The organism is Bradyrhizobium sp. HKCCYLS20291 (genome assembly GCF_051167715.1).
In the GTDB taxonomy this organism is placed as follows: Bacteria; Pseudomonadota; Alphaproteobacteria; order Rhizobiales; family Xanthobacteraceae; genus Bradyrhizobium.
The window spans coordinates 162,107-188,727 of record NZ_JBNPTO010000016.1 but is presented as its reverse complement, the minus strand read 5'-3'; the positions used below and the strand labels follow the sequence as shown (position 1 = coordinate 188,727).

The 26,621-nt window shown below is 63.2% G+C and carries 22 protein-coding genes; 5 read left to right on the top strand and 17 right to left on the bottom strand.

Going from position 1 to position 26,621, the window contains the following annotated elements; all coding sequences use genetic code 11:
- Positions 1-173: 173 nt before the first annotated feature.
- The 3 genes from ACQR07_RS29020 to ACQR07_RS29010 form a co-directional block, all read right to left on the bottom strand.
- Positions 174-1,457, bottom strand: a complete 1,284-nt coding sequence (locus ACQR07_RS29020) for a hypothetical protein (RefSeq protein WP_434905501.1) — start codon at positions 1,455-1,457, stop codon at positions 174-176.
- Positions 1,454-1,927: a hypothetical protein gene (locus ACQR07_RS29015; RefSeq protein ID WP_434905500.1), complete on the bottom strand. Its 474-nt coding sequence runs from the start codon at positions 1,925-1,927 to the stop codon at positions 1,454-1,456. Before ACQR07_RS29015 ends, ACQR07_RS29020 begins: the two co-directional genes overlap by 4 nt.
- A gap of 690 nt (positions 1,928-2,617) precedes the next feature.
- Positions 2,618-4,606, bottom strand: coding sequence for a hypothetical protein (locus tag ACQR07_RS29010; RefSeq protein ID WP_434905499.1), 1,989 nt, complete (start codon positions 4,604-4,606; stop codon positions 2,618-2,620).
- A 249-nt stretch (positions 4,607-4,855) separates the two neighbouring features.
- On the opposite strand from ACQR07_RS29010, the gene ACQR07_RS29005 reads away from it, so the two are divergent.
- Entirely contained in the window at positions 4,856-6,007 is a 1,152-nt protein-coding gene (locus tag ACQR07_RS29005; RefSeq protein WP_434905498.1) for a serine hydrolase domain-containing protein, read from the top strand.
- A gap of 183 nt (positions 6,008-6,190) precedes the next feature.
- Here ACQR07_RS29005 and ACQR07_RS29000 read toward each other — a convergent pair whose 3' ends face one another.
- Entirely contained in the window at positions 6,191-6,751 is a 561-nt protein-coding gene (locus ACQR07_RS29000) for a hypothetical protein (RefSeq protein WP_434905497.1), read from the bottom strand.
- Between the two features lie 345 nt (positions 6,752-7,096).
- Between ACQR07_RS29000 and ACQR07_RS28995 the strand changes: the two genes are divergently transcribed.
- On the top strand, positions 7,097-7,996 hold the full coding sequence (locus ACQR07_RS28995; protein ID WP_434905496.1) for an NAD-dependent epimerase/dehydratase family protein: 900 nt from the start codon (positions 7,097-7,099) through the stop codon (positions 7,994-7,996).
- Positions 7,997-8,100: 104 nt separating this feature from the next.
- Here ACQR07_RS28995 and ACQR07_RS28990 read toward each other — a convergent pair whose 3' ends face one another.
- The 5 genes from ACQR07_RS28990 to ACQR07_RS28970 form a co-directional block, all read right to left on the bottom strand.
- Positions 8,101-8,880: an ABC transporter permease gene (locus ACQR07_RS28990; protein WP_434905495.1), complete on the bottom strand. Its 780-nt coding sequence runs from the start codon at positions 8,878-8,880 to the stop codon at positions 8,101-8,103.
- The gene (locus tag ACQR07_RS28985; protein ID WP_434905508.1) at positions 8,877-9,989 is read right to left on the bottom strand and encodes an ABC transporter permease; all 1,113 of its coding nucleotides are present in this window, start codon (positions 9,987-9,989) and stop codon (positions 8,877-8,879) included. Before ACQR07_RS28985 ends, ACQR07_RS28990 begins: the two co-directional genes overlap by 4 nt.
- A 35-nt stretch (positions 9,990-10,024) precedes the next feature.
- Positions 10,025-11,119, bottom strand: a complete 1,095-nt coding sequence (locus tag ACQR07_RS28980) for an ABC transporter ATP-binding protein (protein WP_434905494.1) — start codon at positions 11,117-11,119, stop codon at positions 10,025-10,027.
- A gap of 93 nt (positions 11,120-11,212) precedes the next feature.
- Positions 11,213-12,253 (bottom strand): ABC transporter substrate-binding protein, encoded by a 1,041-nt coding sequence (locus ACQR07_RS28975; protein ID WP_434905507.1) that lies wholly within the window; start codon positions 12,251-12,253, stop codon positions 11,213-11,215.
- A 384-nt stretch (positions 12,254-12,637) separates the two neighbouring features.
- Positions 12,638-13,069 (bottom strand): winged helix-turn-helix transcriptional regulator, encoded by a 432-nt coding sequence (locus tag ACQR07_RS28970; RefSeq protein ID WP_434905493.1) that lies wholly within the window; start codon positions 13,067-13,069, stop codon positions 12,638-12,640.
- A 144-nt stretch (positions 13,070-13,213) separates the two neighbouring features.
- Between ACQR07_RS28970 and ACQR07_RS28965 the strand changes: the two genes are divergently transcribed.
- Complete coding sequence (locus ACQR07_RS28965; RefSeq protein WP_434905492.1) at positions 13,214-14,101, top strand: SDR family oxidoreductase; 888 nt, start codon at positions 13,214-13,216, stop codon at positions 14,099-14,101.
- Positions 14,102-14,165: 64 nt separating this feature from the next.
- Here the strand turns inward: ACQR07_RS28965 and ACQR07_RS28960 are convergent, their stop codons facing one another.
- The gene (locus ACQR07_RS28960; RefSeq protein ID WP_434905491.1) at positions 14,166-14,369 is read right to left on the bottom strand and encodes a hypothetical protein; all 204 of its coding nucleotides are present in this window, start codon (positions 14,367-14,369) and stop codon (positions 14,166-14,168) included.
- Between the two features lie 456 nt (positions 14,370-14,825).
- On the bottom strand, positions 14,826-15,686 hold the full coding sequence (locus tag ACQR07_RS28955) for an adenylate/guanylate cyclase domain-containing protein (protein ID WP_434905506.1): 861 nt from the start codon (positions 15,684-15,686) through the stop codon (positions 14,826-14,828).
- 64 nt (positions 15,687-15,750) lie between these two features.
- Here ACQR07_RS28955 and ACQR07_RS28950 point away from each other — a divergent pair, with 64 nt between their 5' ends.
- Positions 15,751-17,226, top strand: coding sequence for a M81 family metallopeptidase (locus ACQR07_RS28950; protein WP_434905490.1), 1,476 nt, complete (start codon positions 15,751-15,753; stop codon positions 17,224-17,226).
- 245 nt (positions 17,227-17,471) lie between these two features.
- Here the strand turns inward: ACQR07_RS28950 and ACQR07_RS28945 are convergent, their stop codons facing one another.
- The 3 genes from ACQR07_RS28945 to ACQR07_RS28935 all read right to left on the bottom strand — a co-directional run bounded on the left by ACQR07_RS28945 (position 17,472) and on the right by ACQR07_RS28935 (position 22,043).
- A complete protein-coding gene (locus tag ACQR07_RS28945; RefSeq protein WP_434905489.1) occupies positions 17,472-19,064 on the bottom strand; it encodes an OprO/OprP family phosphate-selective porin in 1,593 nt (530 codons plus the stop codon).
- Between the two features lie 233 nt (positions 19,065-19,297).
- Positions 19,298-20,923, bottom strand: coding sequence for an MFS transporter (locus tag ACQR07_RS28940; protein ID WP_434905488.1), 1,626 nt, complete (start codon positions 20,921-20,923; stop codon positions 19,298-19,300).
- The gene (locus tag ACQR07_RS28935) at positions 20,910-22,043 is read right to left on the bottom strand and encodes an HlyD family secretion protein (RefSeq protein WP_434905487.1); all 1,134 of its coding nucleotides are present in this window, start codon (positions 22,041-22,043) and stop codon (positions 20,910-20,912) included. The genes ACQR07_RS28940 and ACQR07_RS28935 overlap by 14 nt, the downstream gene beginning before the upstream one ends.
- Positions 22,044-22,333: 290 nt before the next feature.
- Here ACQR07_RS28935 and galE point away from each other — a divergent pair, with 290 nt between their 5' ends.
- Entirely contained in the window at positions 22,334-23,329 is a 996-nt protein-coding gene (gene galE / locus ACQR07_RS28930) for a UDP-glucose 4-epimerase GalE (protein WP_434905486.1), read from the top strand.
- Between the two features lie 17 nt (positions 23,330-23,346).
- On the opposite strand, the gene ACQR07_RS28925 is transcribed toward galE, so the two are convergent.
- The 3 genes from ACQR07_RS28925 to ACQR07_RS28915 all read right to left on the bottom strand — a co-directional run bounded on the left by ACQR07_RS28925 (position 23,347) and on the right by ACQR07_RS28915 (position 26,532).
- Positions 23,347-23,640: a hypothetical protein gene (locus tag ACQR07_RS28925; protein ID WP_434905485.1), complete on the bottom strand. Its 294-nt coding sequence runs from the start codon at positions 23,638-23,640 to the stop codon at positions 23,347-23,349.
- A 51-nt stretch (positions 23,641-23,691) separates the two neighbouring features.
- The gene (gene hydA, locus ACQR07_RS28920) at positions 23,692-25,146 is read right to left on the bottom strand and encodes a dihydropyrimidinase (RefSeq protein WP_434905484.1); all 1,455 of its coding nucleotides are present in this window, start codon (positions 25,144-25,146) and stop codon (positions 23,692-23,694) included.
- Positions 25,147-25,278: 132 nt separating this feature from the next.
- The gene (locus ACQR07_RS28915; protein ID WP_434905483.1) at positions 25,279-26,532 is read right to left on the bottom strand and encodes an acyltransferase family protein; all 1,254 of its coding nucleotides are present in this window, start codon (positions 26,530-26,532) and stop codon (positions 25,279-25,281) included.
- Positions 26,533-26,621: the final 89 nt, after the last annotated feature.

The following is a 26,621-nucleotide window of genomic DNA, read 5'->3' as shown; positions in this document are numbered from 1 at the left end:
CGCCGAAGGCGGGGGCGCGTCTCGCGCCAGCCTTGAGGCCGGCCGATCGCCGGCCTACCTCAAAGCACAGTTGCTCTTGCTGAGTCGGGACAGCTATTCATAGCATGAATTCCGAAAAGAAGAAACAAAAATCTTCCTCGAACGTCTCGATGCTCGCGGCCCTCCAAATTAAACTACTGCTTGGATATCCATCCGTGCAGAAGAGTCTTCATTACTTCAGCCGACAAAGTGCTCGCGAGCACTTGAGTGTCGTCACGTTTGTCCTTATCCGCCAAATCTGCCACGCCCTTAATGGCGACGTATTCCGCGCGCTTTCCCAATGCAACATCCAGCGCGGTGTAAACCGCGAATATCTCCATCTCCAACCCAAGGGCGGATCGATTGCGACTCAGCACCTCTCTCGCGATCGTGCCGCTTGATACAACCTCGGATCCGCTAACTATCAAACCTGCTTTGATAGATGGCAAACTCGCAACCTTATCTCCATATTTCTTTTGAAGAGCGATGTAATCATCAGACTTACTTATCTTTGAAAGTATGCTCGTCAATGCTTCATTCTGTGACTCGATACCGAGAGCAATATAGGGCCCTAACCCACTTGACCACTTAAGCGGCTTTGGGCGGGGATCAAATTGTTCGTCTCCATCGATTTCAGAAGATTTTCCCTCTTGCCAGCACGCAGCTTCACGAGCAACAAGAACGTCAAAAATCTTTACGCCCTTTGTCTCCAAGCCCGCACACATCCCAAGCATTGACACGACGCGGGGACGTAGTACCTGAATGCCCTGTGTGACTATCGCCGCTGCGGGCGAAAGGCCTGCCTCACCGATGCAAACTATCGCGACCCTCGCCCGTATCTTTGGACCCAAGGACACCTGGCCATACGAACTCCTGCCTGGCCATAGAGGATGCTCCTGTGTCTTCCGCGTTCCAAAGAAAACGCGTTTAATCGGGTCGTATTCTGTTTTGTGTCGAGCGGCAAGGACTAGCAAGTCGTAGTCAAATGAATTGAGACGATAGGCGCTTCCGTAATGCAAGGCGAGCGCCAAGTATTCAATCTTTGCAGATATTGTCAGTGCCCACTCGTCCGATTCAAAATCGAACTGACAAAAGCCGAACATATTTGATTCGTAGAAAGCTCTTACCGCGGGGTCTAGGTCCTTGTGTGCCGTTAGGCCAAATACGTGCACGGGATAGCACAACTCGCCTCCAAGGATATCTCGCATAAGCTGCCTAGACCATTTTTCCGAAGCGTCATCGCCTCCCGCAGGGATCTTTATATCGAGAATCACGAAATCGAAATTGCGAGCCTTAAGTTGGTCGCGCGCGCTTTCATATCGATCTGCTTCTTCAAAGATGACTTCGAATCGAGAGAGATTCGCTCTAAGGCGCCCAATAACCGCTTTGCGCTTTCCCTCTAGATCATCAACCAGAAGAATAGAAAGTCTGGGTCTCATAGGAAATGTCTCCGGGCGGCTTTGGTCAACATGGCTCGCCAATCAGTTCCTCCTAAATCCACTTCGATCAGTTCCCTAAAATTAGATGGGAATGCATCTCGCAGTATGCCCTTAAGGGATTCGGTCGAGTCAAAATCACCATATTTAGTGCTTACAAATGAGTCATGTTGAGTGGCGACAATAACTGGATAACCCAAGCGCATCTCGTTGAGCTGCTGAAGTATCTCCAGTCCCGCCAAGTGAGGGCGTGAGTGTTGGCTTCCTGTCTGCTGATTTCTACGAAATGAAAGGTCTAGTACGATTCCAGACCATGCTTCGCCAGAAAACAGCATGTGTCCAGCAACGAGTATAGTGTCAGCTCCAATTGGATCGAAATTGTCGCTGGCTTCCGAGAGGCAATCACGAATTGCTTGTGATTTTTCGCGCTGATCCTCAACTATTAGAATTTTCCTCTTTAAAGAGTTCGCCATGACGGTGCCTTACATCAATTGTAAGTTCGAACATAAACGGTGTTGATGAGACTGCTGGACGCAAAGTAGGTATCACTTCTAGATGGCGATTTATTATCCATCGCATTTTCTGGAGCCCTGACCCTGTATCCTCTCCGGCGGCGGATAGGTTTCCTTGATTTACCTCGGAGGATATCGTGTCTAGTCGCTGTTTCAGAAACCTGTATTTTGCGGAGCTTATGGCGTTATATGTCTTTATAGTTAGACGATTTCGTCCAATTATCATTTCAATCGATGGGCGTGAGTTTAAGCCTAATCCGCTGTGAGAGAACGCGTTCTGGAGTATGTTCTTAGTCAAACTTTCAAACAACGGAAAATACTTTCCCGATATAAGCGGAGGGGTTTTTAAAATTACTATTCCTTGGCCAGGCCTACGTTCCGAGACGATAACTTTCACGGCCCGCTGGCGTATCCGATCGAACAGGAGGTTGAAAAGACAGACTTGAACAAGGTCGTGCAAATGAAACGCATCTGGTGTTGCCCTGTTTTCGGTTAGTGAGATCCATGGAAGGCATTCCTGCTCCGCGTCATCGAGGCTCTCTCTTAAGGCGTGAAGAAAGCCGGCGGGATCAACAACAGTTTGATGTTTGGTTGGAAGATGAATTTCAGGTGCGTCGACGATCGTGCGTTGTGCCGATATCTTGTAGTGCGCTAGCCTAGTGCGGAGTTCGCTGCCGGCGGAAGCTGACCGTGGCGCAATGAGTCGCTTATAGTTGTCTTGAAGTTGTCGGGTCCGTCGATGAGCAGGAAGTCGGTAATCTTATTTGTAAGGGCTGCTAGAACTCCTGTTCGGTATTGCGTCGCGCGATCTATCGTCTGTTCGCGCAAGAGTCTTCGTACAAAAGAGATGTGAGAGTGAAAGTTGCTGTTTAGTTGCGTAAGCGTATGTGGCCAGTCAATATGTACAAGGCCGTTGAGCTGGCGTCCCTGAAGATACGCGACACGGAGGCGAGACTTTTCTTCGTCAATGATGTCTTTTGCGCGGGATTTCTCCAGCAGGCCAGCTTTATTGAGGCCGATCGCAAGGTCAAGACGAAAGGCGCTTATGCGGGTATCGTAGGCAAGTGATCTTGCTTTTGAGAGTTGCTTGGCCCACCTCGGGTCGTGCTGCATGATAACGGTGAGCATTGCGGCTGTGTCAGGGTGAAGAATTGCATTAATTAGTAGTTCGCGGCACCGGCCGGAGAGGCCGGATAGCTCCGTGCTGATTGACTCTAAGGTTCGGAGCCGTGCTACCGAAGATCTAAGTGAACTTTCAAATGCGCCGTCGCCTTCTGCGACGATCACCATTTGAAATTTGCGGGCGACAAATGGCTGGCCCATCAGATAGTGGATGGCGGCAATCTTGAGTCCTTCAAGTCGAATAGAGTAGCGTAGTACGTTGTAGATGTCTTTCCAGTCGAGCCAATCCATTAGGCTTGAGTCGGCGTCGTAAAGAGCGAGAATGCTATCGACGAGTCCTTCAGTATTTTCGGATGCTAGCTGCTTTCTAATCTTGCATAGCAGCGATATTGACCCATCAAGATTGCTCGTAGTCTCGTTTGGCGAGGCGTCGTCGTCGGCTGAATTCCATCGGTTATGTATAGTTCGTGTCGATTCGGAAAGTGAGTTCCAGAGGTCGCGTGTGTGTGTAGCGATCTCGATCGGCTCACGATCGCCGTCTGTGTTTCTCGTTGCGCGAATGATTAGCAATTTTGCGTAGATATCGCCTAGTCCCCAAAGTTGGCAGGTATCAAGATTTCGTAGTGCGGTGGCGCCTGGAAGGCTGTGATCGGGATCGCAGGCCTGCTGTAAGATCGTAAATATGTCAGGTCCAAGAATGTCATTTAGCATGATCTTTGCGCTGCCAACGCTTTGCTCAAAGTCACGCAGACTCCATACGCCGGCTGGTGACTTGTAGCCTGCGGAAGCAGCAAGAGCGAAGAAGTCATCAAATCCTTGGGCTTGTCCTGCCTTCTTTAGCTTTGTTGCTTTTGTTCTGATCTCGGCGACAAACGAAGTGAGTTCGGTGTGAACGCATGTTTCCATTCCTGCCGGAAGTGAAACGCCGTTCAGATAAAGAGTTTGGCAGACGATTGAGTATTGAGCGTCGTCTAGTGAGGGGGAGGAGAGTAGCTGTAGTGGGTTGTCGACGTACTCCCCGCCAAAGTAGTATCCAAGTAAAAGATCGTGATATGCCTCAGGAAGGAGTGTTCTCATGTAATTCACATATGGAGTAATCAGTACGCTTCTTGGAAGAAAACGCTGGGAGAAAGATCGTAAATCAATAAATGGCGCTGAGATGTTGTGAGTTGACCGTGTGGTGGTGTGAACTATCCAAGGTGTCCGTGGGTCGCGAGCTTGTACCTTAAGCAAGGCTCGACGCTGGTTGAAGCCGCTATTTATCCTAGCGGCGAGTTCGCTTTGAGAAAGTTCGACTTGCATTTTTTCTAATTTTGCTAAAATCATGATTGTAGTTACAATCCGGCTGGCGTCGCAGGTTGTCAAGTGTGCTTCGCGATAAGCGTATTGTGAAGCCGCAGTTTTTTGGTGAATAGGTACATTTGGACGGGAAAGTTGCTCGAAGTGTTCGATGCCGTGCAGGACGAGTTTGTGGTGGGGCGTGAATACTGCTGTGCAGTAATTGAGAACTGTCAGCACCCCTCATGCTGAAGTCTACGTTTGTTCTCTCTTGTGGTGATCAAATGCCCGCTATCGATCTTGAGGAAATCGGCTAAAGGCTGAAATCGTGGTAGCTCAGAGATGAGCGGATTTTGTCGTGTCTGATAAAGTGGCGGACGGGCCCGCTATCCCGAGTCTAATTTCGTTGCGGCACCCGATTGGCGGAAAGTCTGTATCCAACAGAGTCGTACGGGGCTGCACATATCAGCGAGAATGGAGTGATCCCGGATGCGCCCCCACATTGTTGCGCTGGCGGCAGTGCTCGCGTTCATCCCGCTTCACGCGCGCGCCGAGCAGGCTGATTGCGGGGCGCCCGCCACTTTGGAGGACGGTTGGACGATCGCGAAGCCGGACGAGATGGGTCTCGATGGTGCTCGCCTGTGCGCGATCGCCGAGCGGCTCAGGGCGACCAATGCCAACGTCCACGGCGTGGTGATCGTCCGCGGCGGCAAGCTGGTGTTCGAGCAGTACTTTGCCGGTTTCGACGAACCCTGGGGCCGTGACGCCGGACGCTACGAATTCGATGCCACGACGTTGCACGATATGCGCTCGGTCACCAAGAGCGTCATCTCGCTGCTGCTGGGGATCGCGCTCGACCGCAAGCTCATCGCGAGCCTCGACGAGCCCGTTACAAAATACTTCCCCGAATATTCCGATGTGAAGTCCGCCGGCTGGGACAGGATCACGCTGCGACATCTTCTGAAGATGTCGTCCGGTCTGCAATGGGACGAAAACCTGCCGTGGAACGACAAGAACGACGAATGGCACCTGGTGTATGACGCCGATCCGCTACGCTACGTGTTTCAGAAGCCGTTCGTCTTTGAGCCGGGCACGTTCTTCACGTATAATGGCGGTGGCACTGATCTCCTCGGCAAGGTCATCGAAAAGGCATTGGGCACGCGGATCGACAGCTTTGCCAACGAGGTCCTCTTCAAGCCTCTCGGCATCACCGAGTGGCAGTTGAAGGACTATCGCAACGGCAAGACCGCGATGGCGTCCGGACTGCGCCTGCGGCCGCGCGATGCCGCAAAGATCGGGCAGCTCGTCCTTGCCAAGGGCGAATGGCAGGGGCGCCGGATCGTGTCCGCCGAGTGGATCGCGGAGTCCATCAAGCCGCGCCTGCAGGCGACCAACATGTTCGGCGGCCTGTTCTATTATGGCCATCAGTGGTGGATCGGCCGCACGCTGGTCAATGATCGGGAGGTCAGGTGGGTCGCCGGCGTGGGCCTGGGCGGACAGCGCCTGATCATCGTTCCAGAACACGACCTCGTGGTCATGGTCACCCAGGGCCTCTATTCGAACGGGCGCCAGGGCCAGGCGACGCACGATCTGTTGGCCAACTTCATTCTGCCGGCGGTGCGGGTCGAAAACGCTCGCTGAAAGCTTCAGCAGTCGGTCGAAGCCTTTTTCCTGATGACGTGGAGCGAGACCGACGTCGTCAATGCTGACGAACGTTTCAGCCGGACCATGTCAGCTGTTCAATCGCCAAAACGATCGCAGGCACCTGCGGCTGCGCAGGTGCCTGCGGAGATTAAACCGACTGGAGCGGGACGCCTGCCGGATTTAGTTCTTCAGCCGCCTGATTTCGGCGACCTTGAACTTTCCGCCGGCCAGCAGGCTCGTGCAGTGCCAAAAGACCTTATTGCGATCCCAGCCGAGGAAACGCTTGGTGTCGTGGCAGTCAGCGTAGCTGGTGTAGGTGAGCGTGTCGGTGCAGTGCGCGTCCACCTTCACGGATTCTTGGTTGTCCAGGCTGCATCCGACCCAGGGCTTGTTGCCCGTCGGCAAGCTGGTCTCGCAGCCGCCATTGCAGCTGCTGGCGGATTTCTCGAGCTGGATGATCTTGCCCTGGATGGCCGCCGCCCGGGCTGTGATCGTCATCTCAGCGCCCAGGGGCGTGAAGTCCGTGTCAGCCTTCGGCGCAGCGACCGAGGCCCTGCGCGAGGTTGCCGGACCGGCTGACTCATGCTGCCGATATGGCTTCGCCGCCTGCTTCGGCACGTCGACGGTGACGCTGGGAATCGAGGTGGCGGGTGCGACTTGCGATACTGCCGGGCCGCACAGCAACACGGCTGCCAACCCAGCGACAGCTGAGGGCGCGACGACGCTCAACGACAATTTCATGACTACGTCCTTTCCAGGGAGGCCGGGGCCCCCCAATCTGTAGACCGCACGATACTACCTATCACAAATTCGCGAACTTCGCCATGGACTGTTGAGAAAAATTCATGGACCACCATGCCACCCTCGGCTGGAAGAATTACCAGGAGTGGCCGGCTTGACGTTGGCCGGACGGCGGACGCTTGACGTCTGGCTCGGTCAAGCGGCGCCTGTCGGGAGTGGTCCAGGCCATCCGCCCGAACGTTTCCAGCCGCCTGCCTCGCAAGGGCGGGTTGGAGGTTCCTATGGATCGGGCGTTAGCGAAGCTGATAGAAGCGCCTCCACGCACTCAGAAGGATCACAAGAACAATGACAGCCAAGCGCGTGGTGTTCACCGGGGGGACAGGCAAGGCCGGCAGGCACGTGTTGCCGCATCTGCAGAGCAAGGGTTATCGGCTGCTCAATGTGGATCTCAAGCCGTTCGATCACCGCGGCATCAACACCCTGATCGCCGATCTGACGGACAATGGCCAGGCCTTCAATGCGCTGACCACGCATGACGGCTTCGGCGGCTTCAACGCCGGCCGGCCGCCGTCTCCGCCCGATGCCGTGGTGCATTTCGCCGCCATCCCGCGGGTGCTGATCGAGCCCGACAACGAGACCTTCCGCGTCAACACGGTCTCGACCTACAACGTCATCGAGGCCGCGGCGAAGCTCGGCGTGCGCAAGATCATCATCGCCTCCAGCGAGACCACCTATGGTGTCTGCTTCGCGGAGGGCGACAAGGACTTCCATAACTTTCCGCTGGAAGAGGACTACGACACCGACCCGATGGACTCCTACGGGCTGTCCAAGGTCGTCAACGAGAAGACCGCGCGGGCCTTCGCGATGCGCTACGGCATCGACATCTACTGCTTGCGCATCGGCAACGTCATCGAACCGCACGAATACGACATGTTCCCGCGCTTCCTCGCCGACCCGCCGTCGCGCAAGCGCAACGCATGGTCGTACATCGACGCCCGCGACCTCGGCGAGATCGTGCACCTCGCGATCGCGAAGGACGGGCTCGGCTTCCAGGTGTTCAACGCCGTCAACGATACCGTCACGGCGAACATCCCGACCCGCGAATTGCTGCAGCGCTATTGCCCGAACGTGCCGGTCACCCGCGAGCTCGGCGAGCGCGAGGCCCCGCTGTCGAACCGCAAGACGCGCGAGGTGCTCGGCTTCAAGGAAGCGCACGACTGGCGGAAGTACGTGAAGGCGGGGTAGGGCGCGCGATCGCGAGACGGTTTGGACTCTCTCAACGACGTCATGGCCGGGACAAGCCCGGGCATGACGAGTAACCCAATTGACTTGCGTGCCTGCCGCGCGCTTCACGCCATCCGCCGCCGGATCGCCAGCATCGCGAGCGACAGCACAATGGTGCCGACGATGAACACCGCAGCGGCCGAGACGATCGCCGGGCTGATGTTCTCGCGGATGGTGGCGAACATCTGCCGCGCCAAAGTGCGCTGGTTGGGGCCGGCGACGAACAGGGTCAGCACGACCTCGTCGAGCGAGGTCGCGAACGCGAACAGTGCGCCGGAGATGATGCCGGGCAGGGCGATCGGCAGGGTCACCGACGACAGCACCACGAACGGGGTGGCGCCGAGGCTCGCCGCGGCGCGTTCGAGCTGCACGTCGACGCCCTGCAGCGCCGAGGAGACGTTGACCAGCACGAACGGCACGGCCACCACGGTGTGGGCGATGATGACGCCGAGATAGGTGTTGGTGAGGCCGTAGCGCGCGAACATCAGCTGCATGCCGACGCCGAGCACCACGGCGGGCACGACCATCGGCAACAGGAACACCGTGCGCAACGTCGCGAACAGCAGCGAGGCGCGCTTGCCGCGCAGGCCGAGCGCGGCCAGCGTGCCCAGCGCCGTCGCCAGCACCGTGGTGCCGGAGCCGATCAGCAGGCTGTTGACGATCGACAGCCGCCAGGAATCGGCGGTGACCAGCTCGCGGAACCAGCGCGTCGAGTAGCCCGGGATCGGATAGTTGAGAAATACGCTGTCCGTAAGCGACAGCGGCAGCACCGCGACGAGCGGGCCGAGCAGGAAGATCACGACGAGCGCGGCAAACACGGCCTTGAGGATCGGCAGCGGCCTCATGCGCGCTGCTCCTCGGCCGCGGTCAGGCGGATGTAGACGGCGTAGAGCAGGATGGTCATCGCCAGCAGCACCAGGCCGAGCGCGCCGGCCATGCCCCAGTTCGCGGCGGCCGTGGCGTAGTAGGCGATGACCGAGGAGATCATCTGGTCGTTGGCGCCGCCGATCAGCGCCGGCGTGATGTAATAGCCGAGCGCCGCCATGAACACCAGCAGCGCGCCGGAGACGACGCCGCGCATCGACAGCGGCAGCAGCACGTGAAGGAACGCGCGAAGCGGATGCGCGCCGAGCGAGGCGGCCGCCGGCATCAGATTGCGCGGGATCGCGATCAGCACGCTGAAGATCGGCAGCACCATGAACGGCAGCAGCACATGGGTCATGGCGATGACCACGCCGAGCCGGTTGAACATCAGCGGCACCGGGCCCGAGGTGAGGCCGAGGCCCTTCAAGGTCGCGTTGATCAGGCCGTTGTCCTGCAGCACGACATACCACGCGGCGGTGCGCACCAAGAGCGAAGTCCACAGCGGCAGCAGCACGGCGCCGAGCAGGATCTGCCGGCGCCAGCCTTCGAGGGAGGCGGCGACCATCGCATAGGGCAGGCCGATCAGGATGCAGGCGAGCGTGACCAGCGCAGAGGTCACGAACGTGCGGATCATGATCAGCCGGTTGGCCGAGGCGCCTTCGGGCATCGCAGCGATGCTGCCGGCCGCGTTGCGCTCGAGATCGACGGCGGCGAGCAGGTTCTTGTCGGTCCAGGGCGAGGCGACGGCGTCGGCGATCGTCGTCCACCAGGAGGTCTCGCTCCAGCGCTGATCGATGGCGGTGAGGTCGGCCGTAGTGGCGCCGTCCAGCGCGCGGCGGGTCTTGCCGAGCAGGCTGCGGAAACCGGACTGCGTGCTGTTGAGACGGCGGACGAGATCGCCGAACTGCTCGTCATTCTTCAGCGCGCGGATGTCGTCGGCAAAGGCCGCCTGCGCTTGTGCCGGTGGCACGCTCGCGCGATCCCAGCCGGCCAGTGCACGCGCCGTGCGCGGCAGCGCCTCGGTCGCGACCGGGTCCGACACCGCCGACTTCATCATCGTCACCAGCGGCACGACGAAGAACGACAGCATGAACGCCAGCAGCGGCGCCAGCAGCAGGGCTGCCTTCAGGCGCTGGGCGAGGTCTGGTCGCATGATCCCACCACCCAGACATCCGACGCGGCAAAGGACAGCGCCACCTCGCGGCCGACCTCCGCCGCCTCGCTCATGCGGTCGCCCTTGATGATCAGCCGCTGCTCGCCGACGGACGCGACAAGGCGCATGTGATCGCCGAAATACACCGCGTCCAGGACACGCGCCGTCAGGCGATTGGCCGTCGCCGCCGCGTGATCGTTGATCCGGATGGCCTCGGGGCGGATCGAGACCTGCACCTTGCCGCCATCGAGGCGACCAGCGTCGGCATGCGCCGCCAGCGAAAGGCCTGACTCCGTCGTCAGCCGCACCGCCTCGCCGGCCTGCGCGTCGACCTTGCAGGTCAGCAGGTTGGTCTCGCCGATGAACTCGGCGACGAATGGCGTGCGCGGCAGCTCATAGATCTCGCGCGGCGTGCCGATCTGCTCGATCCTGCCGTGGTTGAACACGGCGATGCGGTCGGACATCGTCAGCGCCTCGTCCTGGTCGTGGGTCACGAACACGATGGTGAGGCCCAGCCGCCGATGCAGATCGCGGATGTCGAGCTGCATCTGCTCGCGCAGCTTCTTGTCGAGCGCGCCGAGCGGCTCGTCCATCAGCACCACCTGCGGCTCGAACACCAGCGCGCGCGCCAGTGCGACGCGCTGCTGCTGGCCGCCGGAGAGCTGTGCCGGCTTGCGCTCGGCCATCGTCGACAGCTTGACCATGTCGAGCACGCGGGCGACGCGCGCCGCGATCTCGTCCTTCGGCGTGCCGCGCATCTTGAGCGGAAAGGCGATGTTGTCGCGCACGCTCATATGCGGGAACAGCGCGTAGTTCTGGAACACGACGCCCATGTTGCGCTTGTGCGGCGGCAGTCCGTCGACCCTGACGCCATCGACCGCGATCGTGCCGCTGGTCGGCTGCTCGAATCCGGCCAGCATCATCAGCAGCGTGGTCTTGCCGGAACCGGAGGGGCCGAGCAGGGCGATGAACTCGCCGCGGGCGATGTCGAGGTCGAGGTGATCGACCACGGTCAGCGCGGCGAAGCGCTTGACCACCTGCCGGAACGAGATGAAGGGGGTGTCCATGACGGGGGGCTTTCGGCGCCGACCACGCCGGAACTCATGCACGAGGAGGGACGCGCGCCGCGAAGGCCGCGCGTCCGAAGGGTCTTTGCGGCCTCAGCGCGCCAGCCAGGCGTTGAAGCGCTTCGACAGCTCTTCCGAATTGTCGGTCCAGAAGCCGACGTCGAGCGCGGTCGCCTGCTTCAGATTGTCGGGTGTGGTCGGCAGTTCGGCGGCAAACTTCTCCGGCACCAGCTTGGCCGCGGCGATGTTCGGCAGGCCGTAGGCGATGAATTCCGGCAGCTTGGCCTGGTTCTCAGCCTGGCTGGCGAACGCGATGAAGTTCATCGCGGCGTCCTTGTTGGGCGAGCCCTTCAGCACCACCCAGCTGTCGACAGCATAGATGCTGCCCGGGAAGACGAAGCTGAAATGCTTGCCCTCGCTGCGGTTGATGGCGGTGATGCGGCCGTTATAGACCGAGGTCATCGCGACCTGGCCCGACGACAGCAGCTGCAGCGGCTGCGCGCCGGCCTCCCACCAGACGATGTCGGCCTTGAGCGCATCGAGCTTCTTGAAGGCGCGCTCGACGCCGTCCTTGGTCTTCAGCACCTTGTAGACGTCGGCGATCGGCACGCCGTCGGCCAGCAGCGCGAATTCGAGCGTGTATTTGGCGCCCTTGCGCAGGCCGCGCTTGCCCGGAAACTTCGTCGTGTCCCAGAAATCCGCCCAGCTCTTCGGCCCGTTCTTGATCTTGTCGCCGTCGAACGCCATGCCCGTGGACCAGACGATGGCGCCGACGCCGCAATCGTTCACGCCGGCCGGGATGAAGCCGTCCTTGCCGCCGAGCTTGCTCCAGTCGATCTTCTCGTAGATGCCATCGCTGCAGCCGAGCTCGAGCTCCTCGGCCTCCACCTGCACCGCGTCCCAGTTCGGCACGCCCGCCTTCACCTTGGCCTGCAGCACGCCATAGCCGCCGTCCCAGCTCTCATCCAGCACGGTCGCGCCGAGCTTGGCCGCGAACGGCTGGAAATAGATCTTGCGCTGGGCGTCCTGATAGTTGCCGCCCCAGGAGACGACGGTGAGATCGCGCGCCTGCGCCGCGGCAACGAGGCCGAGCATCGCGGCGGCCGCCACCAGCACCGTCTTCGAGACGCTCATCGGCACGCGTGAGGTCCGATCCGTCGTGTTCGACATTGTTGCCGTCGAGAGGCTGGTCCGCAGGGAAAACATGCTCGATAATCCGTCGCACAATGAGAGGGTGCGAAAAGGCTATCGGTTGAAAATCGGGCTGGCAAGCGCGAGTTTTGACCGCGAGCCGGCGTACTCTCGGCACTAGGCGCTGCGTCATCGGCATTGCAGCATGGTGATCCCAAGCCTGCGCGAAGCTGCGATCTTCTGCAGGGAATTGCAGCGATCCATAACACGATCACGAGGCCGCCTAGACACCCGGACCCGCTCCATGCAGACGACAGGCGTGCGCGGCGGCGCAATCGGCGGGCAGTCTGATGAGGGATTGAGCCGTGTGAGACGTCACGCCAGAAGTCAGGTCGGCGTGCCCGAGCCGGTGTCAAAGCGCTGACGCGACAGCTTGATCTCGCTCTGGTGGCGTTCGGCCCAGCCGATCAGGCTGCGCATCGGTTCGAGCAGGCTGTGGCCGAGCGGCGTCAGGCTGTATTCGACGCTCGGCGGCACCGTCGGCAGCACGCGGCGCGCGATCAGGCCATCGCGCTGCAGGTCGCGCAGCGTCTGCGTGAGCATCCGCTGCGAGATGTCGTTGATCTCACGCCGCAGCTCGCCGAAGCGGTGCGGCCGCCAGCCGAGCACCGCGAGGATCAGCACCGACCATTTGTCGCCGATCTGGTTGACCACGGTGCGGATCGGGCAGTCATCGAAGGAAGCGAACCGCTGCTTCCAATCCGCGGGGCCGGAGGCCGTCGCGTCGTCGGACATTGCCTTGGCGGCAGTTCCCTTCATGTGCCTATCTCCCAGAAAACTGCCTTCTTTCGGCGGAGGCCGGTAGTTCCTAATCTAGAGCAGGTCTCAAAATGAGACCATATGGCGGCATCGGCTGAATGCCAATGCCCTTGTGACCCCCAGCCTCTCAACCGAAGGTCAACAATGTCAGACACTCTCCTCGTGACCGGCGCCGCCGGCCAGCTTGGCCGCGCCGTGATCCGTCACCTCCTGACCACCTTGAACATCCCGGCCGCCCGCATCATCGCGACCACGCGCAAGCCGGAGCAGTTGCAGGATTTCGCGGCGCAGGGCGTCGCCGTCCGTGCGGCCGATTTCGATGCGCCGGAGACGCTGGCTGCGGCCTTTGCCGGAGCGAACCGGATGCTGCTGATCAGCACGGACAAGCTCGATCGTCCCGGCTATCGCGCCGAGCAGCATGGCCGTGCGATCGCCGCCGCTGAGCAGGCCGGCATTGGTCACGTCATCTACACCTCGATGCCGAAGCCGGACAACTCGCCGCTGCTGATCTCGCCGGATCATGCGCTGACCGAGCAGGCGCTCCGCGACAGCAGGCTCTCTGGCTGGACCGTGCTGCGTCACCATTGGTATTTCGAGAACCTGTTCGCCTCGCTGCCGCATATTCTCGGCTCAGGACGCTGGTTCACGGCGGATGAGGGTGGGGCCAGCGCTGATATCGCGCGGGATGATCTGGCGCGCGCCGCGGCCACGGTGCTGGCCAGCGGCGGGGGCGGCAAAACGGTTCATACGCTGAGCGGGGCGCAGGCGCTCACCAAGGTCGAGATGGCGCGGATCCTCTCCGCCGCAACGGGCAAGCCGATCGAGGTGGTGCAGGTGCCGCTGGAGGGCCTGATCCAGGGCATGGTCGGCGCCGGGCTGCCGCGGCCGGTCGCCGAGGTGTTCGCCTCGTTCGATACGAACACCGCGCAGGGCCGTGTCGCCGAGGTGACGGGGGACTATCAGGCCATCACCGGCGTGGCCCCGCAGAGTTTTGCCGGCTGGGTGCAGGCGGTCAAAGCCGCTTTTGCGTGAGGCTGATGCAGCGCAAGGCAGCCGTGGCGGGCCGCGTGCCCGCTACATGGCCGCCGTGGCATCGTCAGGCGCCGCACCCGTCGGCGCCCGTGCAGCATGTCCGCACCGAAGGCACATGATCCACGACCAGCGCCAGCGACGTCGATGTCGTCCCCAGGCGCGGGGCGGGTGCGGCCAGCTGATGGGTCACGCGGAGGCCGCCGATGCGCTCAAGACCCTGCGCTGTCGTCATCAGCCTGGTGGCAACGAGATGATTCAAGAAATCCATCTTGCAACTCCTTTGGTCAAATGACCCGGCGGCCTGGTGCGGAACAAGCCGCCGGGTTGGCACAACGTGCTGGAGTTGGCGTGGTCCTCCATTCTGCTGCGCTGGTCTGTGATCCGGTTCACAGTCGATCAGATTTGACCGCGCCGGGCCGGATCGTTCGTCTTGCGTGACAGGCGACGCCGATCGTCTTTCGCTTCTACGGACAATGAGACGATTCAGTTTCGCGCGTTCGACATCACGGATTATCAATTGGTCTATGTTCCCCGGGTTGGGCGACGACGGTGCATGGTTGCCGCGCTGGGTGAGCGGCTTCATTCCGGTCAGCGTCCCGCTGCAGCGCTTAGAACACGGGCGTCTGGACCGGGCCGAACCGACCACGAGGTGCTGGCAACAGGTTGCGGCCGTGGCGGTCGAGACGGTGGGGGAAGCGCGTGTCGTGCCCGATCTCGTCGCCGCCTAGTCCCGGCGCGTGCGACCCCGCTCCCCGTCATCCGAAGAAGGCCTGCTCTTGAGCACCGTCCGCATGATGCCGCCGAACAGCAAGGCTGCGGCCGGCCAATGAAACCAGATCTTGTGCATGCCGGTGAAGACATTGATCAGGAACAGAAAGCCGGAGACCGTGACGGCCACTGCAAGCGGACGAGGCAGGCCCGCGAAGTGATCTGCGACCAAGCTCAGCAAAGAGGATCGTCCACCGCCGTCGCGGGAAGGAGGCCGAGCGCTCGAGGCTGCGAATGTCCGCGCACGCAGCGCGCCGTCGTCGAACGAGATGTCCGGTCGCTGGCCGGATCGGCCGCCGACCGAGACACGATAGCTGGTGACGGGAGCGACGTTCTTGAGCTGTTGCTGGCCGAGACAGTCGAAGCCGATCGATAGCTTGTTGTGCACCTGATCGTAGACGGGAGCAGAGACGACGATGCCGCCGGGCTCCGCCACTTCCTGCAGCCGCGCTGCGATGTTGACTCCGTCGCCAAAGATGTCGGAGCCGTCCACCATCACATCGCCGAGATTGATGCCGATGCGAAACTGCATGTGCTGCCCGTCAGGGGCGTTCGATGCCTGGCTCGAGATTTCCTGCTGAATCTCGACCGCGCATTGCACGGCCTCGACGACGCTGGGGAACTCGGCGATCACGGCATCGCCCCAGGTGTTGACGACGCGCCCCTCATGGCGCTCCACCAATCCCGCGATGGCTGCGCGATAGCGGCGCAGCGTCTCCAGCGTGCCGGCTTCGTCCGTGCCCATGAGGCGGGAATAGCCGTGCACATCCGCGCACAGCACTGTCGTCAACCGCCGTTTCAATTTATCGTCCGTCATCGACCGCATGGTAGCCGCCCTGGCGGCCAAATGCATCAGGCATCACCGAACGGGTCAGCTTTTCATGCGTGTGTTCTCTGCCGCTCTCGCTACCGAGACCAATACGTTCGCGCCGATGCCGACCGGGCTCGCGACCTTCCATGAGCGCGCCTACTTTCCCGCTGGCACACATCCCGACAAGATGCAGATGCATGGCGGCCCGCTCTGGGCAGCGCGGCAGGTGGGGCCGGCCAAGGGCTGGACGCTGATCGAGGGGCTGGTCGCGGCGGCCGTGCCGAACGGCCTGGTCACCCGCGCGGCGTTCGAGACATTGCGCGACCAGATCCTAGCCGATCTCAAGGCGGCATTGCCGATCGACATGGCGCTGATCGGCCTGCACGGCGCGATGATCGCCGACGGCTACGATGATTGCGAGGGCGAGCTGCTGTCGCGGATACGCGAGATCGCAGGGCCCGATGTCGTCATCGGCGCCACGCTCGATCCGCATGCGCATATGAGCGAGCTGATGGTGAACAGCGCCGATCTCCTGATCTGCTGGAAGGAATATCCGCACACGGACATCCTGGAGCGCGCGCAGGACTTGGTGAAGCATTGCACCGAGCTTGCCGAGAAGCGGCTGAAGCTGCGGAAAGCGCTGGTCGATACCGACATGATCGTGACCCTGCACACCACGCGCGAGCCGGTGCGCAGCTTCGTCGACCGCATCACCGCGCTGGAAGGCAAGGACGGCATCGTGTCGGCCTCGATCGTGCACGGTTTTGGCTGGGGCGATACGCCCGCGATGGGCACCAAGGTGCTGGTCTATAGCGACGCGGCCGTCGATCCCGATGGCGCGAAAGCGCAAGCCTTGGTGCGGACGCTCGCGGACGAACTGATCGGCCTGCGCGACGCGGTCACCGAGCGCATGCCCGGCGTCGATGCCGCGCTCGACCAGGCACTCGCGATAGCCGGCACCATCGTGCTCGGCGACGCCAGCGACAATCCCGGCGGCGGTGCGCCTGGCGATTCCACCTTCATCCTGCGCCGGCTGCTCGATCGCAACATCGGCGACGCCTGCCTCGGTCCGCTGTGGGATCCGGTCGCGGTGCGTATCGCCTTCGATGCCGGGGTCGGAGCGAAGCTCCCGTTGCGGATCGGCGGCAAGATCGGGCCGTTGTCCGGCGATCCCGTCGATGCGACCTGGGAGATCAAGGCGCTGAAGGAGAACATGGTGATGACCGGCCTGGCCGGCACGCCGGCCAAGCTCGGCGATTGCGCGCTGATCGAGACCGGCGGCGTCGAGGTCGTGATCACGACGTTCCGCTGCCAGGCGTTCGGCCGGGACGTCTTCACCCAGCTCGGCTGCGATCCTTCGACGCGCAAGCTCGTCGTGGTGAAGTCAGCGCAGCATTTCCGCGCGTCGTTTGCGCCCATTGCGGCCGACATCATCATGGTCGATGCGCCCGGCGTGGTCGCGCGCGACGTGACGACGTTGCCCTATCAGAAGATCAAGCGTCCGAAATGGCCGCTGGATCAGTTGCCGCAATCATCGCGTGCATGATGTCCCAGAATGCGACGGTGATCGCACAGGCGTTAACGTTCGGAACGCGGCTGGAACGAACCGCGTCCGAATCAGCTGCGACTCACGGTTTGAAATCTGTTCACGGCTAGATGTCGTGTCCTGCCGCCAACGCTCACCAGATGCAGTCGACGTATCTGCCGGCATGATTCATCGCACCCTGCAAATCGTAAATGAAAAGGCCCGGCATGTGCCGGGCCTTCGTCGGCGAGACTTGCCGTGTTCGTTCAGAACGCGACCTGGCTGCGGAAGCCAAGGGCGTCGAATTTCGAGCCTGTGTTGACCGTGCTGGTCGCGCTCGCCTGCCGTGCGATGTCGCCGTGCAGATAATTGAGCATGAAGCGGATGTTGCTGCTGACGTACCAGTTGAGGCCGGCCGTATAGATGTTCTGCCGGCCACCGGCGATGCCGGCGGCGGTCGCCAACTGATCGTTGAGATCGACCGTCGAGAAGCGCGCGGCGATCTCCCACGCCCCCCAATCGCCGGACTGCCATGCGAACGGCCGCGCCGGCGTGATGCCGCCATAGGAGGCCGACGCCGGATTGTACTTGTGCCGCTCGCCGGTCAGCACGTAGCTCGCCTCGGCATAGCCGCCATCGAATTTGAGGCTGCGCGCGCCAACCGGCGGCAGGCCGGTGTTGGCGCCGCGCTCGACATTGTACCAGAAATATTCGCCCTGGAAGAAGAACGAGCCGTAGGTCGCCGCCGCTTCGATACCGTAGACCTGCGCGCTGGAGACGTTGGCGATCGCGCCGGTCGAGACCAGCGTGGTCGGATCGATGCGCAGCTCGGGACGGTCGCTCAGCGTCAAGGTCTGTGCGCCGGTGATCGTGTTGCGGGCGGGCTGGATCAGGTTCGCATAGTTGCCGCCGAGATGCAGGGAGTAGTCGGGCCCGCTGACGAGCTGTCCGGCCGCGCGCGCCACGACGCCATACTGCTCGGTCATGCCGTTGGGCGTGGCGCTGGAATAGGAATGGATCTGCCCGGTCGTCGGTCCGGTGACATAGGCGCCGGCCCAGAATCTGTCGTTCCACCAGCGGCTGCCGATCGCGGAGCGGAAATCGCCGGCCGCGATGCCGGTCGCGATCACCTGCGACGACGCGCGCTCCATGAACAGGATGTCGTTCGAGCTGGTCGCCTCGTTGAGCGTCCACGGCACGTCCATGATGCCGCCCTCGATTGCCATCTTGCCGCCGAACGGCCGGATGCCCGTGTAGCTCAGATAGGCATTCTCGACCCCGGACACGCCGCCTCCGGGCAGCGAGCCGGCAGCAGCGCCGCCGAAGCCGTCCGAGGAGCCGCCGAAATCGTAGACCAGCGCGTAGTTCCAGTCGCCGAGGAACTTGCCGAGTATGCCGATGCGGGCACGGCGGACATTCTCGCCGCTGTCCAGTTTTTGCGGAACGGTCGCGGCGCTGTTCGGGCGATAGTCGTAGCCGCCGAGATCCCAATGCACGCGGCTCGTCAGCGAGATGCAGTTCTGCTCGTCGGCGGTGCAGATCGTCGGCCGGTTGTTTGGCATGGTCACGACCACGCCCGACGGCGCCATCGGGCCTTTTACGGGGATCGCCGCGTGAGCGTTGGCCACTGCCGTCTTGATCTCCGCCTTGGCCGTCTCGGCTTTCGCACTCGCCGTCGCGGCGGCCTGGGTGTTTGCCGATGTCTGCTTCTGCAGTTTGTCGAGCTTCTGCTCGAGCAGCTTCAACTGCTGCTTCAGCAGCGCGATCTCCGCATCGCTGCTGCTCCCGGATTGCGCCTGTGCCGACGTTGCCGTCAGCAGCCCCATCACGGCCACCGCCGTTGCCGTTGTCTTGCCCATGAGTTCAGATCCCCGATCCTGTTCGATCTACACGTCACCGGCGACCTTAAGAATCACAGGTGAACATCGTGCGACAACCTATCGGCGACTGATAACTCCACCCATGTCAATTCGGGACGACCACGGGGAAAACGTTGCATGATCACCGTCATGTGTTCGGGATCGGACGCATCCGGGTGCCGCATCGCTGCAACTGCTGATTAGTTCCCGGTCAGCCTGGACGTCGGACTGTCTTATGTTAACGGCGCATTCGTGCGCTGGAGGAAGCGCGGTCGCAGGCTGACCGGGGTCGGCGAGAACGGACCAGTGGGTGCGCGCGTGATCAGGGCGACCAGCACCAGGGCCGCGATCGCCAGCCAGAAGCACAGCCAGAACGCATCGAGATAGGCGAGCACGTTGGCCTCGCGCTGCACCTGTGCGGCGAGCGTCCCCATGGCGCGGGCCTTGGCCTGGCCCGCGCCATGCGCGGCGAAATAGCCGGTCAGCCGCTGCAGCGCGCGGGCGACGTCGACGTCGCCGCTCTGGATGTTGAGGCCGAGATAGGCCGAATGCACCTGCTCGCGGACGCGCAGCCACGTCCCCATCAGCGCGACGCCGATCTCGGCGCCGCCGAGCCGCATGGCCTGGATGTAGGCGGCAAACGACGTCGCGCGCGCGGGATCGGAATTCGACAGCGCGAGGATGATGATCGGCAGCAGGGTCAACGCCTGTCCGACCGACTGCAGCAGCACGATGACGATGAAGTCCTCGCGCGCCCACGCATGCGTGACCTGCGTGCCCATCAGATTGGCCGCGGCGAAGGCGCCGAGGCCGAGAACGACGACGATGCGGGGATCGAGATGGCGTAGCATCCAGATCGACAGCGGTACCAGCACGATCAACGGCAGCGCGCCGTAGACCAGCAGCAGCGAGCCGCTCTGCTCGGGCCGCAGCTGCGTGATGGTGGCGAGGAAATTCGGCACCAGCGATGCGTTCGACAGGCTGGTCAGCGTGTACAGCAGGATGACCGCCAGCGACAGCCCGATGTTGCGCGAGAACAGCACGTTGAAATGCGCCCAGGGCTGCGGGACGAGGGCCTCGTTGATCAGGAACAGCACGAACAGCACGGCGCCACCTGACAGCAACGCCATGACCGTGCCGGACTGCAGCCAGTCGAGCCGGTTGCCCTGGTCGAGACCGGCGTAGATCATCGACACGGCGCAGCCGAGCAGCAGCATGCCGCCCCAGTCGGCATTCTCGAGCAGCGCGCGGTTGACCGGTTCGGCGGGGGTGCCGAGATAGACCATCAGCGCCATCAGCGGCGCCAGCACGACGCCCTGCCAGTACAGCCATTGCCAGCCGAGATGCTCGACATAGAAGCCGACCAGTGAGGTCGAGGTGTCCAGCGCAAAACCGACGCGGATCGCGTAGATCGAGATCGCCGGCAGCCACCAGCGGATCGGCAGGTTGCGGAAGACGATCATCAAGGTCGCCGGCACGAATGTGCCGAGCAGCATGCCGTGCAGGATCGCAAGCGCGATCAGGGTCGGATAGTCGTGCACGAACGGGATGATCAGTGACACCAGCGCATAGATCAGGCTGGGGATGCCGAGCACGCGGCGCAGCCCGAACACGGTCGCGAGCCAGGCCACCGTCGGCGCGATCAGGATCTGTGAGCCGATCGCGGCCGTCGACAACCACGCGCCTTCGTCGAAGCCGAGCGAGAACGCGCCGCGCAGGTCGGGCAGGCCGACCGAGGTCAGACGGCTGTCGAAGTTTGCCAGGAACGAGCCGAGCAGAACCGCGCCGACGGCAAACAGCGGCTGCGCCGCCTGGCCGCCGCGCGACAGCGGCCCGCGATCGGTCTCACTTGTCGCCATCGGCCCGGCCGGCGGTGCGGATATGGGTCACGACCGACATGCCGGGCAGCAGCCGCGTGAGCAGCGGCTGGTTGCCATCGAGCGCGATGCGCACCGGGATGCGCTGCACGACCTTGGTGAAATTGCCGGTCGCATTGTCGGGCGGCAGCAGCGCGAATTGCGAGCCGGAGGCCGGCGCGATCCGCTCGACGCGGCCATGCAGCCTTTCGCCCGGGAACGAGTCGACGGTCAGGTCGACGGGCTGGCCGGGCGCGACATGCGTCAGCTGCGTCTCCTTGTAGTTGGCGATCACGAACACCTGCGGCAGCGGCACCACGGCGATCAGGCTGCTGCCGACATTGACGTAGTCGCCGGTCTGCACTTGGCGCTGTCCGACCACACCGTCGAACGGCGCGGTGATCTTGGTATAGCCGAGCTTGAGCCGGGCCGCGGCCAGCGCCGCCTTGGCGCCGGCGAGGTCGGCGCCGCGCTGCTTCTTGGTGCCGGTGAGCACCTCGAGCTGATGGCGCTGCGCGGCGATCACGGCGCGGCTCGCGCGCACGTCGGCCTGCGCCTTGGCATAGGCGGCGGTGGCCTGCTCGAGCCGCTGCTTGGTGCCTGCCTCGCTCTGCGACAGCGACTGCTGACGCTCCTCCTCCTGCCGCGCCTGCACCTCGGCGGCACCTGCCGAGACCTGCTGCGCCTCGGCCTGCGCGATCGTCGCATATTGCAGCTCGACCTGGTTGCTCAGGTTGTCGAGCGCGGCCTGCGCTGCGGCGACATTCGCTTCGGCCTGCGACACCTGCGCCGCGTAGTCGGCCGGATCGATCTCGATCAGGAGGTCGCCGGCCTTGACCCGCTGGAAGTCGCTGACCGCAACCTGCAGCACCTCGCCGGCGACGCGGCTCGACAGCTGGGTCAGGTCGGCGCGGACATAGGCGTCGTTTGTGGTCTGCGTCGCGGCGTTGCCGGTCCAGGCATTCCAGCGCGTCGTCGCGAGCGCCACGAAGACCAGCGCAACGATCACGGCCAACAACGGAATGCCTAGGCGTGCCCAGATGCCTGGTGGCGTGGCGGAAGCGGGCGGGGGCGCCGGTGCAGCACGCGAAGCGGTATCGACGCTGCTCGATGTTTCACTCAAGACACGCCTCCTGCCTCATCGACGTTGCCGTGGCGGCACTAGAAGTACCTCATCCAGCCCCATGTACCACCTGTGCTCGGAGTTGGGAGGCATGCGCTCGCGCTCAGCGATGTTGCTCAGGCGAATGGAACTTTCAGCGGGAGCCGGCGATTGCCCCGATCTATCAGCTGCTCACGAGCCGGTGAGCAAAGTGCACAACCCAGGCTTGGTGCCGGCTGGCAGCCGTTCTACTCTGCGGCGTTTCCGGCGGTCCGGAACCGGCCGCTCAGGATCGAGGATACGGACAGCTCATGGGCACGAAGGGTGCGATCCTGATTGCCGGCGGCGCCGGCTACATCGGGGCTCATTGCAGCAAAGCGGTTGCCGAGGCGGGGTTCACGCCGGTCGTTTACGACAACCTGACGACGGGGCATCGCAGCTTCGCGCAATGGGGGCCGCTGGTCGTCGGCGACGTTGCCGACAGCATCAAGGTGGCGAGCACCATCCGCCAATACGACGTCGAGGCGGTGATGCACTTCGCGGCGTCGAGCGCCGTCGGTGAATCGGTCGCCGACCCGCAGAAATATCATCTGAACAACGTCGCCGGAACGCTCGGGCTGCTGCAGGGCATGCGCGAGGCCGGCTGCACGCGGCTGGTGTTCTCCTCGACCGGCGCGGTCTATGGCAATGCCGGGCGCGAGCCGATTCCGGAGAGCGCGGCGGGGCCGACCGTCAATCCCTACGGCCGCTCGAAATACATGATCGAGCAGATGCTGTCGGACTATCGCGCCGCCTACGGCTTCTCCGCGACGGCGCTGCGCTATTTCAACGCCTGCGGCGCCGATGCCTCGGGCGCGATCGGCGAGCTGCGCGACCCGGAGACGCATCTCATTCCGCGCGCGCTGATGGCGATCCTCGGCCATGTGCCTGACTTCGCGATCTTCGGCACCGACTACGAGACGCCCGACGGCACCGCGGTGCGCGACTACATCCATGTCGACGACCTCGCCGCGGCCCATATCGCCGCGCTCGGGCGGCTGCTCGAGGGGCATCGCGGCGGCGCCTACAATCTCGGGACCGGCAGCGGCTATTCGGTGCGCGAGATCGTCGATGCGATCCGGCAGGAGACCGGCGAGCAGGTGCCGCTGGTGGTTCGCGAGCGCCGCGCCGGCGATCCGCCGATCCTGGTCGCCGATGTCAGTCTGGCCGAGCGCGAGCTCGGCTTCAAGGCGCGTCGCTCGGATCTCGGCAACGTCATCCGCTCGGCGTGGACGTGGCACCAGACGGCGCACCCGCGCATCGTCTGAGGGGAGGGGATCTCTCGCTACGCCGCGGCCGGCGGCGTTTCCGCGAACGCGTCCATCACCATCATCTCCACCTGCTCGTCGTCGACCGACCAGCGGCCGATCTCGGCCGCATCGCGGAAGAAGTGGATGCTGTGGACCGGTGAGCGGGCGTCGTCGCCGCGGATCATCCGGAGCAGGTTCTGCGCCACACGGCAATGATCGCCGGGCAGCCTGAGGTCGAAGAATGCATCGCCAAAGCCGGGCAGCGGGGTGCCGGCCGAATCACGAACTTCCATGCGCAACTGTGCCATACTCGCATTCAACGCCAGCAACGGTTTCCGCCCGGTAAATGCCGCCGGGTCGCGTGTAGTTTCTCGCGATGATCACGGCGTAATCATGTCGCGCGCGACGGCGCGCGGCGCGGTGATCTCCTTCCAGGTGGCGTTGGCGACGTGCACGGGCGGGAAGGCGGGCCGCTCGACATAGCGGCCGTCGCCGGCTTCGGCGCGCAATTCGCCGCTCTGCCAGGCGACGCGGCCGCGCGACACCGTGACCGCCGGCCCGCCGGTGCAGGCAAAGCCCTCGAACACGTTGTAGTCGATACGGCTGACCTGTTTGCTCGCGCTGATGGTGTTGTGTGCGTCCGGGTCCCACACCACGAGGTCGGCATCGGCGCCGGCCATGACCGCGCCCTTGCGCGGGAAGATATTGAGGATGCGCGCGATGTTGGCCGAGGTGACGGCGACGAATTCCTCCTTCGTCAGCCGCCCGGTGCCGACACCCGCGGTCCACAGCAGTGGCATGCGGTCTTCCAGACCGCCGGTGCCGTTCGGGATCTTGCGGAAGTCACCGTGGCCGAGCCGCTTCTGCGCCAGCGTGAAGGCGCAATGGTCGGTCGCGACCACCTGCAGCGAGCCGGACTGCAGCCCCGCCCACAGGCTGTCCTGGTGCGCCTTGTCGCGGAACGGCGGCGACATCACGCGGGCGGCGGCATGGTCCCAGTCGTCGGAGCGATACTCGCCGGCGTCGAGCAGCAGGTGCTGGATCAGCGGCTCGCCATAGACGCGCTGGCCGCTAGCGCGGGCGCGTGCGATCGCCTCGTGCGATTGGCGGCAGCTGGTGTGCACGACATAGAGCGGCGCGCCGGTCATGTCGGCGATCATGATGGCGCGGCTGGTCGCCTCGCCCTCGACCTCCGGCGGCCGCGAGAAGGCATGGCCCTCCGGCCCGTCGATGCCGCGCGCCAGCATCGCCTCCTGCATCCGCGCGACGACGTCGCCATTCTCGGCATGGACCAGCGGCATCGCGCCGAGCTCGGCGCAGCGCGCGAAAGAGTTGTAGAGCTCGTCGTCATCCACCATCAGTGCGCCCTTGTAGGCCATGAAGTGCTTGAAGGTGTTGATGCCGTAGGTCCTGACGACGGTCTCCATCTCCTCGAATATCTGCCTGGACCAGGAGGTCACGGCCATGTGGAAGCCGTAGTCGGCCGCCGCCTTCTCGGACTTGCGCCGCCAGTCCTGATAGGCCGCGAGCATCGACTGGCCGGGATCGGGGATGCAGAAGTCCACCACCATCGTGGTGCCGCCGGCGAGCCCGGCCTTGGTGCCCCATTCGAAATCGTCCGCCGAGACCGTGCCCATGAAGCCGAGCTCGAGATGGGTGTGCGGATCGATCCCGCCGGGCATCACGTAGCAGCCGTCGGCATCGATCACCTCGGCCGACAGCGGCGGCTCGATGGCGGTGCCCACGGCCAGGATGGTTCCGCCTTGGATCAGGACGTCGGCGCGCCGGGAGTGGTCGTGGTTCACCACCGTGCCGCCGCGGATGAACAATGACATGGGCCGCCTCGCTCTGCGCATCGCTTGCAGCGTCCGTGCGCCGCCGCTGACAAAACTAGCGCGCGTAGGCCGGGCTGCCCTGATCAAATTTTGACCAGGGCAGAGCGTTGGGAAGGCAGGCGGGCGCAGGCGTCAGCTCGACATGGCCGAGCCGGCGACGGCCAGCTGCTTCGGCGTCTGTCCGCGCCTCTCGCCGTTCAGCACGCGACCGATGAACGTGCCGCGGACCAGCAGGTGATAGCTCGCCAGCATCAGCGGAATGGCGATCAACAGGATGAAGCCAAACTTGACGGGCCATGGCCAATCGAGTTGCGACACTGCAACTTGCAGCGCCATCACGATCGGCAGGTGGATCACATAGAGCCAGTAGGAGGCGTCCGCGAGATAGCGCCGCGTCCGGCTGAAGCCTGCCAGAAAGCGCAGCGCCAGGCCGATGACGGCGAAGGTCGTGGCCCAGATCGCGAGCGCGTAGGCGATCGCGCCGGCAAGCCTGACCGTGGCGAGGTCGACCGGCGCAGTCCAGTTTCGTGCCGAAACTTGCATCACCGCGAAGGCCAGCCCGAAGCTGAGCGCAATCAACGTCGCCGCAGCGACCGTGGTCAGCAGCCAGCGCTGCTCCAGGAGCCGCAACAGCCCGATCTGCCGGTGCAGCAACCAGCCGACGGCAAACGCGCTGCCGAAGCAGACCCAGGCCTGGCCGTTGGTGATCAGCGACTGGTCGGGCGTGCGCACGCCGATGAAGCCGATCCAGTTCGGGTCGGAGCTGAGGGTGAGCAGGATCGGCAGCGCCAGGATCGCCGGCGCGAGCCGGCTCTGCATGACCCGAGCGAACAGGCGGTCCACCGCGGCGCGGGCCCGGCCGCCGGAGTCCATGGAAATCACGGCCCAGCGCAGCAGCAGCGCCGCAACATAAAGCTCGATCAGCACGTAGAGAAACCACAGATGGGTCAGCGGAAAGCGTGGCAAGGCTGGCGGCCACCCGCCCATGCCCGGCGTCGGTCCGCCATGCGGAAACTGGCTCGCAACCATCACCAGAGCGGCGATCGGGATGAAGACGAGCGGCCACGCCACCGTCAGCGGCAGCACGATCCGCAGCAGCCGGTCCTTGACGAACCCAGCCGTACCGCGCCGGTGCAGGCTCATGCGGGCGAAGAAGCCGGCCATCAGGAAGAAGGTCGTCATCCGGAAGACGTGGATGACGAAGGTCACGACGCCGAGCACGGCGCTCGGGTGGGTGTCCTCGATGAGCCAGAACCGCCGTGGTCCGAGCGGCAGGAACGACGTCGCCGCATGCAGCACGATGCCGAGCAGCAGGGCATAGGCTCTGACTGCGTCCAGCGCATGCAGCCGTTCGGAGGTGGGAGCAGGGCAGATGGCATGGGTCATCGCGTTCTCCAGGCGGTAAGGACGAGGGCCCATCTTTGCCCTCATCCGCCATGTCGCGTTGGCCGGATCGCGAATTCGGCCAGCCGATG

Excerpts from the sequence above, each read along its gene's own strand:
- ACQR07_RS29020 (WP_434905501.1), bottom strand. The coding sequence starts at position 1,457 with ATGAGACCCAGACTTTCTATTCTTCTGGTTGATGATCTAGAGGGAAAG.
- ACQR07_RS29015 (WP_434905500.1), bottom strand. The coding sequence starts at position 1,927 with ATGGCGAACTCTTTAAAGAGGAAAATTCTAATAGTTGAGGATCAGCGC.
- ACQR07_RS29005 (WP_434905498.1), top strand. The coding sequence starts at position 4,856 with ATGCGCCCCCACATTGTTGCGCTGGCGGCAGTGCTCGCGTTCATCCCG.
- ACQR07_RS29000 (WP_434905497.1), bottom strand. The coding sequence starts at position 6,751 with ATGAAATTGTCGTTGAGCGTCGTCGCGCCCTCAGCTGTCGCTGGGTTG.
- ACQR07_RS28995 (WP_434905496.1), top strand. The coding sequence starts at position 7,097 with ATGACAGCCAAGCGCGTGGTGTTCACCGGGGGGACAGGCAAGGCCGGC.
- ACQR07_RS28990 (WP_434905495.1), bottom strand. The coding sequence starts at position 8,880 with ATGAGGCCGCTGCCGATCCTCAAGGCCGTGTTTGCCGCGCTCGTCGTG.
- ACQR07_RS28985 (WP_434905508.1), bottom strand. The coding sequence starts at position 9,989 with ATGCTGTCGTTCTTCGTCGTGCCGCTGGTGACGATGATGAAGTCGGCG.
- ACQR07_RS28980 (WP_434905494.1), bottom strand. The coding sequence starts at position 11,119 with ATGGACACCCCCTTCATCTCGTTCCGGCAGGTGGTCAAGCGCTTCGCC.
- ACQR07_RS28975 (WP_434905507.1), bottom strand. The coding sequence starts at position 12,253 with ATGAGCGTCTCGAAGACGGTGCTGGTGGCGGCCGCCGCGATGCTCGGC.
- ACQR07_RS28970 (WP_434905493.1), bottom strand. The coding sequence starts at position 13,069 with ATGAAGGGAACTGCCGCCAAGGCAATGTCCGACGACGCGACGGCCTCC.
- ACQR07_RS28965 (WP_434905492.1), top strand. The coding sequence starts at position 13,214 with ATGTCAGACACTCTCCTCGTGACCGGCGCCGCCGGCCAGCTTGGCCGC.
- ACQR07_RS28960 (WP_434905491.1), bottom strand. The coding sequence starts at position 14,369 with ATGGATTTCTTGAATCATCTCGTTGCCACCAGGCTGATGACGACAGCG.
- ACQR07_RS28955 (WP_434905506.1), bottom strand. The coding sequence starts at position 15,686 with ATGACGGACGATAAATTGAAACGGCGGTTGACGACAGTGCTGTGCGCG.
- ACQR07_RS28950 (WP_434905490.1), top strand. The coding sequence starts at position 15,751 with ATGCGTGTGTTCTCTGCCGCTCTCGCTACCGAGACCAATACGTTCGCG.
- ACQR07_RS28945 (WP_434905489.1), bottom strand. The coding sequence starts at position 19,064 with ATGGGCAAGACAACGGCAACGGCGGTGGCCGTGATGGGGCTGCTGACG.
- ACQR07_RS28940 (WP_434905488.1), bottom strand. The coding sequence starts at position 20,923 with ATGGCGACAAGTGAGACCGATCGCGGGCCGCTGTCGCGCGGCGGCCAG.
- galE (WP_434905486.1), top strand. The coding sequence starts at position 22,334 with ATGGGCACGAAGGGTGCGATCCTGATTGCCGGCGGCGCCGGCTACATC.
- hydA (WP_434905484.1), bottom strand. The coding sequence starts at position 25,146 with ATGTCATTGTTCATCCGCGGCGGCACGGTGGTGAACCACGACCACTCC.
- ACQR07_RS28915 (WP_434905483.1), bottom strand. The coding sequence starts at position 26,532 with ATGACCCATGCCATCTGCCCTGCTCCCACCTCCGAACGGCTGCATGCG.